The organism is Azospirillum oryzae (genome assembly GCF_008364795.1).
In the GTDB taxonomy this organism is placed as follows: Bacteria; Pseudomonadota; Alphaproteobacteria; order Azospirillales; family Azospirillaceae; genus Azospirillum; species Azospirillum oryzae.
Genome location: NZ_VTTM01000009.1, coordinates 185,913 through 198,909 on the forward strand (window position 1 = coordinate 185,913; position 12,997 = coordinate 198,909).

9 protein-coding genes are annotated in these 12,997 nt (G+C 69.3%); 4 read left to right on the forward strand and 5 right to left on the reverse strand.

The features are described 5' to 3' along the window. Positions 1-8 precede the first annotated feature (8 nt). The 3 genes from FZ938_RS22235 to FZ938_RS22245 form a co-directional block, all read right to left on the reverse strand. Positions 9-716: a Crp/Fnr family transcriptional regulator gene (locus FZ938_RS22235; protein WP_246457956.1), complete on the reverse strand. Its 708-nt coding sequence runs from the start codon at positions 714-716 to the stop codon at positions 9-11. Between the two features lie 115 nt (positions 717-831). After that, positions 832-2,655, reverse strand: a complete 1,824-nt coding sequence (locus FZ938_RS22240; protein ID WP_246457954.1) for an ABC transporter ATP-binding protein/permease — start codon at positions 2,653-2,655, stop codon at positions 832-834. Between the two features lie 101 nt (positions 2,656-2,756). Then, positions 2,757-4,121: a GH1 family beta-glucosidase gene (locus FZ938_RS22245; protein WP_149200624.1), complete on the reverse strand. Its 1,365-nt coding sequence runs from the start codon at positions 4,119-4,121 to the stop codon at positions 2,757-2,759. Between the two features lie 208 nt (positions 4,122-4,329). On the opposite strand from FZ938_RS22245, the gene FZ938_RS22250 reads away from it, so the two are divergent. After that, on the forward strand, positions 4,330-5,628 hold the full coding sequence (locus FZ938_RS22250; RefSeq protein ID WP_149200625.1) for a family 4 glycosyl hydrolase: 1,299 nt from the start codon (positions 4,330-4,332) through the stop codon (positions 5,626-5,628). Positions 5,629-5,634: 6 nt separating this feature from the next. Here the strand turns inward: FZ938_RS22250 and FZ938_RS22255 are convergent, their stop codons facing one another. Next, a complete protein-coding gene (locus FZ938_RS22255; RefSeq protein WP_149200626.1) occupies positions 5,635-6,786 on the reverse strand; it encodes an MFS transporter in 1,152 nt (383 codons plus the stop codon). A gap of 219 nt (positions 6,787-7,005) precedes the next feature. On the opposite strand from FZ938_RS22255, the gene FZ938_RS22260 reads away from it, so the two are divergent. From FZ938_RS22260 to FZ938_RS22270, 3 genes are read left to right on the forward strand one after another with little or no spacing between them, the layout of a single operon-like run. Next, positions 7,006-7,383, forward strand: coding sequence for a nuclear transport factor 2 family protein (locus tag FZ938_RS22260; protein WP_149200627.1), 378 nt, complete (start codon positions 7,006-7,008; stop codon positions 7,381-7,383). Between the two features lie 28 nt (positions 7,384-7,411). Then, positions 7,412-8,227, forward strand: a complete 816-nt coding sequence (locus FZ938_RS22265; RefSeq protein ID WP_149200628.1) for an alpha/beta fold hydrolase — start codon at positions 7,412-7,414, stop codon at positions 8,225-8,227. A 52-nt stretch (positions 8,228-8,279) separates the two neighbouring features. Beyond that, the gene (locus FZ938_RS22270; protein WP_149200629.1) at positions 8,280-9,125 is read left to right on the forward strand and encodes a helix-turn-helix domain-containing protein; all 846 of its coding nucleotides are present in this window, start codon (positions 8,280-8,282) and stop codon (positions 9,123-9,125) included. A gap of 93 nt (positions 9,126-9,218) precedes the next feature. Here FZ938_RS22270 and putA read toward each other — a convergent pair whose 3' ends face one another. Further along, positions 9,219-12,941, reverse strand: a complete 3,723-nt coding sequence (putA, locus tag FZ938_RS22275) for a trifunctional transcriptional regulator/proline dehydrogenase/L-glutamate gamma-semialdehyde dehydrogenase (RefSeq protein WP_149200630.1) — start codon at positions 12,939-12,941, stop codon at positions 9,219-9,221. Between the last annotated feature and the right edge of the window lie 56 nt (positions 12,942-12,997).

Below are 12,997 nucleotides of genomic sequence, written 5' to 3' on the forward strand. Positions count from 1 at the left end.
GAGAAGGATTACGGTCCGTCCGCCAGCTCCCGCAGGGCATCCACGTCGCAGCGGAAACGGTTGGGCCGCAACTCGTCCAGCAGGCCCTGGCGCTTCAGCTCGGCGACGACGCGGCTGGCGGTCTCGGTGGTAATGCCCAGCACGGCGCCGACATCCTCCCGCCCGAAAAAATCGCATTCGCCCTGGTCGTCCACCAGGGTCAGGAACAGCCGGGCGACCCGCGCCCTGGCGCTCCCGGTGCCGAGTTCGACCAGAAAGGCGTCGGCCCGCTCCACCGCCTGATGCCAGCGGCGCATCAGCTGCTGGTGCAGGTGCTGGGTTTCCTCCGACAGGCGCTGGATCACGGCGCGGGGGATGCGGCAGGTCAGGACGGGGTGGATGGCGATGGCGGTGTGGCGGTAGGGCTCGCCCAGCGCCGCCTCGAGCCCGGCGGTGTCGCCGGTGCGCAGGAGCCGGACGATGCGCTGGCCGCCGTTGGGCAGATACTGCACCAGCTTCACCAGCCCGCCGCGCACGGTGAAGAGCGCCGCCGGCTCGTCGCCGACATGGTAGAGCGCCGCCCCCGGCGCCACCGTCATCTCGTCGATGGGCAGGTGGATCAGGTTGAAATCGGATTCGGTCAGATCGGCGAACAGCGCCGATTCCCGGATGCCGCACCCCCGGCAGTTCGCCAGCCCCCGCCATGCCGCGTTGATGCTGGTCTTCTTCACGCTCATGTCCATGGTTGTGCGGGGCGGCGATGCTGTGGGTACGAACGGTGTCCGCCGCGCAGTGTGGCAGCTTTTTGGATGGGTTCCAAGTTTCCGGCCAAAGTTTCCAAGGAGGAAAGGGTCAGGCCGCGCTTTCCCTCGCCGGCAGGACGTCCCGCACCTCCTCGCGCAGGGTGACGGCGCCGTTGGTGCGTTCCAGCACCAGCTTGCGGCCGTGGTGGGCGTCCAGCCCGGCATGGTGGCCGATGGTCAGCAGCGTGGCGTTCGGCAGTTCGCGCTCCATCAACGTCAGCAGTTCCTCCTCCGCCGGGGGATCGAGGCTGTCGGTGGCGTCCTCCAGGAAGATCCAGTCGGGGCGGCGGATCAGCAGCCGGGCGAAGCCCAGGCGCTGGCGTTCGGGCACCGACAGCACCTCGTCCCAGCGGTCGAGGCTGTCCAGCCGGTCGACGAGATCGGGCAGCCCGACGCTGACCAGCGCCGCCGCCGCCTTGTCGTCGGCCACCGACGAGGCCGTGCCGGGATAGGCCAGCACCGCGCGCAGGCTGGCATGCGGCAGATAGGGGCGTTCCGGCATGAAGAAGACGCGGGTGTGGGCCGGCAGGGTGATCAGCCCGCGGCCCCAGGGCCAGACGCCGGCCACGGCGCGGAACAGGCGAATGGTCGCCGTGGCGTCGCCGCCGATCAGCACCCGGTCGCCCGGCCGCACCTCCAGATCGAAGGGATGGACCACGGCCGTGCCGTTCGGCTCGTCGATGGCGACGCCGGCGAAGGTCAGGGACTTGTGCTCGTCCGCGCGCACGACCTGGATATGGCCGTCGGGCACGTCGCAGACCTCGCGGTCGAGCCGCACCAGCGCGTCGTGCAGGTTCAGCACGCGCTCCACCGACGCGCGCCATTCGGCGGCGCGCGGCAAATTGTCGATGGGCCAGGACAGGGCGCCCACCGTCTGCTGGAAGGCCTGCGCCGTCTGCATCAGCACGCCCAGCGTGATGGCGCCGGTGATGTAGCGGGGGGCGGCGACCAGGATCGGGAAGGCGGCGGACAGCACGGAATAGCTGGCGCTGAACACCATCATGTGGCTGAGCGCCCTGGTCTGGCCGTTCCAGCCCCGCGTCACCCCGGCGAACAGGCCGGTGAGATGCCCGCGCTCCGCCGATTCCCCGTGCAGCAGCGCGATGGTCTGGCCGTTCTCGCGGATGCGGGCCAGAGCGAAACGGAAATCGGCCTCGTAGCCCTGGCGCCGGTTGACGGCGTTGACCAGCGGCTGGCCGATCAGCATGGCGATGCTGGTGCCCACCACGGCATAGATCAGCGCGACATAGAGCAGATGGCCCGGCACCGACAGCTCGGACCCGAAAACCGTGACGGTCAGGGTGCCGGACAGCATCCACAGGATGTTGGTGAAGCTGACCAGCAGCAGCGCGCAGTAGGTCAGCGAATGGCCGAGGTCGATGGCGACCTCCGCCGTGATGCGGATGTCCTCGGCGATGCGGCCGTCGGGATTGTCGTGCTCGCCCGGCATATAGGCGATCTGATGATGGCGGCCGCGGCGCAGCCAATCCTCCAGCAGCTTGCGGGTCAGCCAGTCGCGCCAGCCCATCTGCAGCCGGCGTTTCACCCGCAGATGCAGCACGACGATGACGATGTTGTAGACGATGATCAGCCCGACGAGGGCGATCATCGTCATCAGCCGATCCATGGAGCGCTGTTCGAGCGCGTCGAACAGCCGCTCGCTCCACAGATTGATCAGCACCGGGATCGACACCTGCCCGATGGTCAGCACGATCAGCGCCACGGTCAGCGCCCATACGGTCACCCGGGTCCGTCCGAACCAATAGCCGCCCGCCAGCCGCAGGAAGCGGCGGGTAAAGCCGGGGGCGTCGTCCGCAGGCTTGTCGCCACCCGCTTTACCGCCACCCGATTTAGCTTCAGTGTCGTCGGTCATGCCGCCCATCCCGGGCCTCCGCCCTCGAATCCTCACCGTCCGTATGACTAACGAATAGGACGTGTATTGCTAAAAGTACAGGGTCAGGGGCGAAAGAAGGGTTAAAGCCTCCCCGTTCTCACAACCTCGGCGAGGAAGCGATAGCTGTCCTTTGGCGTGCGTTCGAGCGTGTCGTAATCGACGCGCACGATGCCGAACCGCTTCGACAGGCCGAAGGCCCACTCGAAATTGTCCAGCAGGCTCCAGCACAGATAGCCCTTGACGTTGCAGCCGTCGGCCAGCGCCTTCGCCACCGATTCCAGATGCTCGCGGTAGAAAAGCACCCGCTCGGCGTCGTGGATCTGGCCGTCCGGCGTCACCACGTCGTCATAGGCGCAGCCGTTCTCCGCGATGAAGACGGCGGGGTTGCCGTAGTCGGTGCGGAATTCGGTCAGCAGGTCGTACAGCCCCTCCGGCTGAACCGGCCAGGCCATGCCGGTCCAGCGCCGGCACTGCGCCTCGCCCCAGCCGACATTGAAGGGCCGGCCCTCCTCATGCTTCATCGTCATGCGGGAGTAGTAGTTGATGCCCAGCAGGTCGATGGGATAGCGGATCGCCTCCTCGTCGCCGGGCAGCACGAACTCCGCCATCCTGTCGGCCAGCAGCGCCGGGATTTGCCCGCGCATCAGCCCGTCCAGCGTCACCCGGTTCCACACCGCGTCCCAGCGGGCGGCGGCGGCCACATCCTCCGGCCGGTCGCTGTCGGGAACGGCGGGCTGCAGGTTCAGGACCGTGCCCAGCGTCAGTCCGGAATGCTCCGCCGCGATGGCGCGCAATGCAGCGGCCTGCGCCAGATTCTGGTGGTGCAGGGCGCGCAGGATGCCCTGTTCGCCCAGCTTGTGGCCGGGGGCATGCTCGCCCACGCCATAGCCGAAGATGGCGACCACGTTCGGCTCGTTCAGCATCATCCAGGTCTTGACCCGGTCGGCCAGCCGGGCGGTGACGATGCGGGCATAGTCGGCGAAGGGGCCGACGATCTCCCGTCCCTGCCAGCCGCCGGCATCCTCCAGCGGCTGCGGCAGGTCCCAGTGATAGAGGCAGGCCATCGGCGTGATCCCGGCCTCCAGCAGCCCGTCGACCAGCCGGTCGTAGAAATCGAGGCCGCGCGTCTCCACCGCCCCGGTTCCAGTCGGCAGGATGCGCGGCCAGGCGATGGAGAAGCGGTAGCTGTCGAAGCCCGCCGCCTTCATCAGCGCGATGTCTTCCGGATAGCGGTGGTAATGGTCGCAGGCGATGGCGGCGCTGCTGCCGTCCATGATGCGCCCTTGCGCGGTGAAGGTGTCCCACACGCAAGGGCCGCGCCCGTCGGCCTCAACCGCGCCTTCGATCTGGTAGGAGGCGGTGGACGCGCCCCAGCGGAAATCGGGCGGGAAACTCAGCGGTCTGGCATCGGCGGCCTGGGACACGGGCTGGCTGAAGCTGTCCATTGCTATCCTCCCACGGGGACGTTCGTTTTTCCCAGCATGCCGCAGCCGGACCGTCTTCGCCATGGGACAAGCATGCGGCCGGCGCGGGCGCGACGCGGTGGCGCAGATTGGGACGATTGCACGCGGGGACTGTGCGGCCCCCTCCGAAAGGCGTAGCCTGTTCCGATAAGACGGCGGTCAGCCGCTCCGCTCACGGAGGAAAGCCCACATGGCAAACACCACGAAGCCCAACACAGCCAAAATCGTCTTCATCGGCGCCGGCAGCGCCGCCTTCGGGCTCAGCCTGTTCCAGGACCTGTTCTCCACCACCGAACTGGCCGGCAGCACCCTGACGCTGGTCGATACGAACCCCGAGGCGCTCGACCGCATGGCGGCGCTGGCCGAGGTGATGAACCGTCATGGCGATGCCGGAATCACCATCGAGAAGACCACCGACCGCAAGGCGGCGCTGCAGGGCGCCGGATTCGTGCTGTGCGCCATCGCCATCGACCGCAACCGGCTGTGGAGGCTGGATTTCGAGGTGCCGAAGAAGCACGGCATCCGCCACACGCTGGGCGAGAACGGCGGTCCCGGCGGGCTGTTCTTCACGCTGCGCACCCTGCCGCTGATCGTCGACATCGTCCGCGACGTCGAGGCGATCTGTCCCGACGCGCTGTTCATCAACCTGTCGAACCCGGAAAGCCGCATCGTCCTGGGGCTGTCGCGCTGCACCAGCGTGCGGACGCTGGGGCTTTGCCACGGCATCTTCCTGGCGCGCTGGTTCATCTGCCAGATCCTGGGCATGGCGGAGAAGGAGGTCGATGTCTGGGGCGCCGGGCTGAACCATTTCCAATGGCTGACCGCGATCCGCGAGAAGGCGACGGGGCGCGACCTCTACCCGCTGTTGCGGGAGAAGGAGGCGACGCACGATCCGTCCTTCACCCCGCTGGCGCGCCGCCTGTTCCACGCCTTCGGCCTGTGGGTGACGCCCAGCGACGACCACACCGGCGAGTACCTGCCCTATGGCTGGGAGGCCGGGGAGCATGGCTTCGACTTCAAGCATGACGAAGAGGGCCGCGTCATCCTGCGCGACCTGATGGACGGCGTCATCGACGGCAGCAAGCCGATCCCCGACGACTGGACCAAGCCGTCCTGGGGCGAGCGGGCGGTGGCGGTGATCGCCGGGCAACTGCACAACCAGAAGCGCTTCATCGAATCGGGCATCGTCATCAACCGCGGCGTCATCCCCGGCCTGCCGGACGAGCTGGCGGTGGAGGTGCCGCTGGTGGCGGACGCCGCCGGCATCCACCCGATCTCGCTGGGCCGCCTGCCCGACGGCATCGTCAAGCTGCTGTCGGTTCAGGCCAACGTGCAGCAATTGTCGGTGGAGGCGGCGCTGCGCGGGTCGAAGGAACTGGCGCTGCAGGCCCTGCTGATCGACCCCGTCATCAACTCCAGCACCGCCGCCGTCGCCATCCTGGACGAGCTGTGGGAGGCGAACCGGCCCTATATCCGGGCGTGTTTGTAAGGGGGACTACGCCCGCCCCCGCCGGATCAGCCGGGCCGAGGCGAAGCCCAGCCCGGCGGTCAGCGCGCCGACGCCGAGGAACAGCGGCGCGAAGCCGGTGTGGGTGGAGATATAGCCGTACAGCACCGGGCCGATTCCCTGGCCGATGAAGAAGCTCGACGCGAACAGGGCCAGCGCCGACCCGCGGGCGGTCGGCGCCAGCTCCGTCGCCTGGGTCTGCATGGTGTTGTGCAGCATGTAGAAGCCGAAGCCGGCGACCAGGAAGCACAGGCTCACCACCGGCCAGGGCACCGGGAAGGCGATGACCAGATAGGCCAGCCCGGCGGCCAGACCACCGGCCTTCATCATGCCCCATTGGCCAAGCGAGGCGATCAGCCGCCGCACCACGGCGCTGTAGGCCACGCCGCCGATGGCGAAGGCGGCGATGGTCAGCCCGGCCTGGAAGGCGCCGGCCGCGCCGTGTTCGATCAGCACCGGCGCCACGAAGGGAAAGACGCCGAAGATCAGCAGCCCTTCGGCCGCCACCGTGGCGAAGACGATCAAGGAGGCCGGGTTGGTCAGCACCGTGGCATAGCGCCGCTGCGCCTCCGCCACCGACAGGGGGGAGCGGGTCTCCACCTCCCGCGCCAAGCCGATCAGGGCGGCGACGCAGATCAGCGCCGTCAGCCCGGCGGACAGGCCGAACACCACGCGCCAGCCGAAGGCCTCGGCCAGGGCGCCCGACACGGCGGAGCCCGACATCTGCCCGAGGATCACCGCCAGCAGGAAGCGGCTGATGGCGATCTGGCGCTCCTCATAGGGCACGCGGTCGCCGATCAGGGCCATGGAGGCCGGGATGATGCCGCCGGCGAATGCGCCGGCCAGGATGCGCCCGGCCATCACCGTGCCGTAGCTCGGCGCGATGGTGGACAACACAAGGCCGACGGTCAGGACCGACAGAGCCAGCCGGACCAGCCGCGACTTGCCGATGGCGTCGCCCACCGGCCCCAGCACGATCTGCATCAGCGCATAGGGCAGCGTGTAGGCCGAGGCCAGCAGCGCCGCCTGCCGCACCGTCACGCCGAGGTCGTCGGCGATCAGCGTCAGCATCGGATCGGTGGTGCGCAGGGAAAAGGCGCTGGCGAACCCGGCGAGGCCGAGCAGGAAGATGAGGCGCATGGAGGATCCGAACGGCGGCGGTAGCGGTTCAGGACCTTAGCCGGATCGCGGGCATGCGTACCGCAGTGCGACGGTGATGGCAGGCATGCGTACGCCGCGGGATCGTTCGTGTACGGCATTACCTGGCACGTAATCGATTCAGGTCCCGCCATCGGGCAATTCTGGGGTCGCCGGGACAATCCGGCGGCCAGGACAACGGACCGAGAAAGGGACCTGACGATGACCGATGCGACCCACACCCCCGCCGCAATCGCCGACCTCTACATCGCCGCCTGGAACGAGACGGACCCGCAGCGGCGCCGCGCCCTGATCGCCAAGGGCTGGAGCGAGGATGCCCGTTATCTCGACCCGCTCGCCGGCGTCAGCGGCCATGACGGGCTGGATGCCCTGATCGACACCGTGCAGCGGCAGTTCCCCGGCCTGCGCTTCAGCCTAATGGGTGCGGTGGACGGGCACAATGACCGGCTGCGCTTCTCCTGGGCGCTGGGACCGGAGGGCGGCGAGCCGCTCGCCCGCGGCACCGACTTCGCCCTGCTGGCGGCGGATGGCCGGCTGCGCAGCGTCACCGGCTTCCTCGACCAGATGCCGGCAGCCTGAACCGGAAACTTTCGCAGGGAGATCGATCATGGGCTTCATCCACACCGATGACGGCGTCCGGCTGTTCTATCGCGATTGGGGCAACAAGGAGGGCGGCCGGCCGATCCTGTTCGTGTCGAGCTGGTCGCTGACCTCCGACGCCTGGGCCTACCAGATGGCGCCGCTGTCCGAACAGGGATGCCGCTGCATCGCCTTCGACCGCCGCGGCCATGGCAAGTCGGACGAATCGCCGTCGGGTTACGGCTTCGATCGGCTGGCGGACGACATCGCCGCGCTGATGGACGGGCTGGATTTGCGGGACGTGACGCTGGTCGGCCATTCGATGGCGACGGGGGAGATCGTGCGCTACCTGACCCGGCATGGCGCCGGGCGGGTCGCGGGCGTGGTGATGGTCGGGACCATCACGCCGCTGATGGCGCGGACCGACGACAACCCCGACGGCGTCGATCCGGCGCTGTTCGAGGCGTTCCGGACGGAGCAGCTGCTGCGCGACTTCCCGAAATGGCTGGGCGACAACATCGACCCCTTCGTGAACGAGGAGACCTCGGCGGAGATGAAGGGCTGGATCGTGGGCATGACGCTGCAATCCTCGCTGATGGCCCTGTTGGAGTGCAACCGCGCCATCACCTCGGCCGATTTCCGGACGGAGCTGCCGGGCATCGCCGTGCCAACGCTGGTCGTCCACGGCGACCGCGACGTCACCACGCCGCTGGCGCTCGCCGAGCGCACGGTGGCGCTGATGCCGAACGCCACGCTGTCCTTCTATGAAGGAGCACCGCACGGCCTGTTCATCACCCACCGCGACCGGTTCAACGCGGAATTGCTGGCCTTCGCCCGCGGATGACGGCAACGATGGCGGCAACAATGGCGGAAGAACCCGGTTCGGAGCACTCACCATGCCCCATGGCACCTCTCAGACCTCCGCCCGCAACGGCAGGGTGCCGGCAGGGCCGCCGGTCGGCGCCCTGCTGCGGTCCTGGCGGCAGCGGCGCGGCCTCAGCCAGCTCGATCTCGCCTGCGAGGCCGACATCTCCACCCGCCATGTCAGCTTTCTGGAAACCGGCCGGTCGCAGCCCAGCCGCGGCATGCTGATCCACTTGGCGGAACGGCTGGACGTGCCGCTGCGGGAGCGCAACGCCCTGCTGGTCGCCGCCGGCTTTGCCCCGGTCTACAGCGAACACAGCCTGGACAACCCGGCGATGGAGGCGGCGCGCAAGGCGGTCGATCTGGTGCTGACCGGGCACGAGCCATTCCCGGCGCTGGCGGTGGACCGGCATTGGCATCTGCTGGCGGCGAACCGGGCGGTGGCGCCGCTGCTGGAGGGGGTGTCGGCGGAGTTGCTGGCGGGGCCGGTCAATGTCCTGCGCCTCAGCCTGCATCCCGACGGGCTGGCCGGCCGCATCGGCAACTGGGCGCAGTGGCGGGAGCATGTGCTGTCCCGCCTGACCCGCCAGATCGAGGCGAGCGCGGACCCGGTGCTGGTGGCCTTGCGCAGCGAGTTGCAGGGGTATCCGGCCCCGGCCTCGTTTTTGGACAATGGCGGTGTGGACGGGCACCATCCCGACGTCGTGGTGCCGCTGCGGCTGCACACGTCCTTCGGCCTGCTGAGCCTGTTCAGCACGACCACCGTCTTCGGGACGGCGGTGGATGTCACGCTGTCGGAACTGGCGATCGAAGCGTTCTTTCCGGCCGATGCCGAAACGGCGGAGCGGCTGCGCCGTGCGCTTGCGGCTCCGGAATAATCCCCCTCTCCCCGCTTCCGGCGGATCTTTGATCCGCCTGTCGCGACAGCGCAAACGAAGTTTGCGCGATAGCGGGGGAGAGGGGGATTTCTCTCAGCTCATCGCCACGAGGCTGGCGTTGCCGCCGGCGGCGGTGGTGTTGGTGCTGACGGAACGCTCGTTCATCAGCCAGGCGATCTCCACCCCCTCGCCACCCATGGGCACGCCCTGGATCAGGACGATGGGGCCGGGCAGTTCGGCGATGCGGCGGTTGGCGGCCAGCAGGCGGGCGGCGTCACCCTCCACCAACGCGCCGGCCAATGCACCGAAGGACAGCCAGTTCGCGGTCACCCGGATTCGGGCGGCAAGCTCTGCCGGCAGGGTCTTCAGGCCGGCGGTCACCGAAGCGTCGCCGTCCACCACCACCTCGTTGCCGGTGGCGAGCGCCGCGCCCAGCAGCCGGTACAGACCCTCCTCCGTCTGCGGCAGCAGCAGGATGCGGCCGCGCGGGATCAGGCTGTAGATGTTCTCCTCACCCACCGGGCCGGCCAGTTCGACGCTGCCGCCGACGGGGGAGCGCTTCGCCAGCGTCCGTATGTCGGTGGCGATCGCCGCCTTGCCCTGGTCGGAGAGCCAGTCGGCAAGCGTATGGGCCGGCGCACGTACGGCGTCGCTGCCGCGCATGCGCAAGTCGAGGGAGGGACGTACGGACAGCAGGCGCGACAGGTACAGCGGGCCGCCGGCCTTCGGGCCGGTGCCGGACAGGCCGTGGCCGCCGAAGGGCTGTACGCCGACCACCGCGCCGATGGTGTTGCGGTTGACGTACAGGTTGCCGGCCTCGATCCGGCTGGTCACCCGGTCGATGGTGGCGTCGATGCGGGTGTGCAGGCCGAAGGTCAGGCCATAGCCGGTGCCGTTGATGGCGTCGACCAGCCGGTCCAGATCGTCGCGGCGGAAGCGCAGGACGTGCAGGACCGGCCCGAACACCTCGCGCTCCAGGTCGGCGATGCCGTCGATCTCGATGATGGTGGGCGCGACGAAGGTGCCGTTGGCGGTCTCCGCCGGCAGCGGCAGCGACTCCACCCGGCGGCCCTTGGCCCGCATCGCCTCGATGTGGCGGATTATGCCGTCGCGCGCTTCCGCCGTGATGACCGGGCCGACATCGACCGCCAGCCGGTCGGGGCTGCCGAGGCGCAGCTCCCGCATCGCGCCCTTCAGCATGGTCAGCGTGCGGTCGGCGACATCCTCTTGCAGGCAGAGGATGCGCAGGGCCGAGCAGCGCTGGCCGGCGCTGTCGAAGGCCGACGCGATCACGTCGCCGACCACCTGTTCCGCCAGGGCGGAGCTGTCGACGATCATGGCGTTCTGGCCGCCGGTCTCGGCGATCAGCGGGATCGGCGCGCCGTCCGGCGATAGACGCCCGGCCAACTGGCGCTGGATCAGGCGGGCGACGTCGGTGGAGCCGGTGAACATCACCGCGCGGGTGCCGGTATGGCCCACCAGGGCGGCACCGACCTCGCCCGCGCCGGGCAGAAGCTGGACCGCACCGGCGGGAACGCCGGCGGCGTGCAGGATGCGCACGGCCTCCGCCGCGACCAGCGGGGTTTCCTCCGCCGGCTTGGCCAGCACCGGGTTGCCGGCGGCCAGCGCCGCCGCGACCTGACCGGAGAAGATGGCGAGAGGGAAGTTCCACGGGCTGATGCAGACCACCGGACCCAGCGGGCGGTGGGTGTCGTTGTTGAAGCCGTCGCGGACCCGGGCGCCATAATAACGCAGGAAGTCGATGGCCTCGCGAACCTCGGCGATGGCGTTGGCGGTGGACTTGCCGGCCTCGCGGATGATGAGGCCCAGCAGGGTCGGCATCCGCGCCTGCATTGCGTCGGCGGCGCGGAACAGGCAGGCGGCGCGCTGGGCCGGCGGGGTGGCGGCCCAGACCGGGGCGGCGGCCTCGGCGAACTGGAAGGCGTCGGCGATGTCGGCCGGGCCGGCCTCGACGCAAGTCCCGACGACGTCGCGGTGGTCGGCCGGGTTCAGCACCGGCTGGGCGCTGCCACGGCGTTCGCCGTCGGCCAGCAGCGGGGCGGCTGTCCAAGCGACGGTGGCGCTGTCGCGCATCGCGGCGGAGAGGTCGGCCAGCGTGGTCTCGTTCGACAGGTCGAGGCCGGCGGAGTTCGCCCGCTCCACGCCGTAGAGGTCCTTGGGCAGGGCGATCAGCGGGTTTTTTTCGCCCACCGGCAGGGCGGCGCGGGCCAGCGCCACCGGATCGGCGACCAGTTCGTCGATCGACACGCTCTTGTCGGCGATGCGGTTGACGAAGGAGCTGTTGGCGCCGTTCTCCAGCAGGCGGCGGACCAGATAGGCCAGCAGCGTCTCATGCGTGCCGACCGGGGCATAGACCCGGCAGGGCCGCTTCAGCGGGCCGACCACTTCCTTGTAGAGCGGCTCGCCCATGCCGTGCAGGCACTGGAACTCGTACTGGCCGACCTTGAACTCACCGTTCAGGTGCGCGGCCATCCGGTAGATGGTCGCCAGCGTCTGGGCGTTGTGGGTGGCGAACTGCGGGAACACCGCGTCGGGCGCCGACAGCAGCCGGCGGGCGCAGGCGGCATAGGACACGTCGGTGTGCAGCTTGCGGGTATAGACCGGGAAATCCTCCAGTCCGTCGACCTGGGCGCGCTTGATCTCGCTGTCCCAATAGGCGCCCTTCACCAGACGGACCATCAGCCGGTGGCCGCTGCGCCGCGCGAGATCGACGATGAAGTCGATGACGTAGGGGCAACGCTTGCCATAGGCCTGGACGACGAAGCCGATGCCGTTCCAGCCCTTCAGATCCGGGTCGAAGCACAGCGATTCCAGCAGGTCGAGCGACAGCTCCAGCCGGTCGGCCTCCTCGGCGTCGATGTTCAGGCCGATGTCGTAGCTGCGGGCCAGCCGGGCCAGTTCGGTGACGCGCGGCAGCAGTTCCGCCATGACGCGGTGGCTTTGAGCGCGGGAATAGCGCGGGTGCAGGGCCGACAGCTTGATCGAGATGCCGGGGCCATCATAGATGCCGCGCCCGGCCGAGGCCTTGCCGATGGCATGGATCGCGATCTCGTAGTCGGCGTAATAGCGGTCGGCGTCGGCGGCGGTCGTCGCCGCTTCACCCAGCATGTCGTAGGAATAGCGGAAGCCTTCGGCCTCCATCTTGCGGCTGTTGGACAGAGCCTCGTCGATGGTCTGGCCGGTGACGAACTGCTCGCCCATCATCCGCATGGCCATATCGACGCCGCGGCGGATCAGCGGCTCGCCGCCGCGCAGGATCAGCTTGGTCAGGGCGGATGACAGCGCCTGCTCGCCGCCGAAGCCGTCGCCCAGCACACCCGTGACCTTGCCGGTGACCAGCAGCCCCCAGGTCGCGGCGTTGACGAACAGCGACGGGCTGTTGCCGAGATGGGCGCGCCAGTCGCCGCCGGCGATCTTGTCGCGGATCAGCGCGTCGCGGGTGGCGCGGTCGGGGATGCGCAACAGCGCCTCCGCCAGGCACATCAGCGCCACACCCTCCTGGCTGGACAGGCTGTATTCGTGGATCAGCCCCTCCACTCCGCGCCCCTGCGGCTTGGCGCGCAGCGCCGCGATGAGCGAACGCGCGGTCTCGGCCGCCGCCGCCATCACCTCGTCCGGCAGCACCGCCTGCTCGACCAGCCACGCCACGCACTCCGGCTCCGGCCGGCGATAGGCGGCGGTGATTGCCCGACGCAGCGGGCCAGCCGGACGAACGACGGGGGCGAAGGCGGCAAAGGGGCCGGTGCCGGTGGAGAAGGACGGTTCGGTGGCGGGGGCAACGCTCGGTTCGGTCATCTGGTTCATCGCGTGGCTGGCTCTGGTCGGGGGGCGTGGAGCGGCACCTGTCCGGC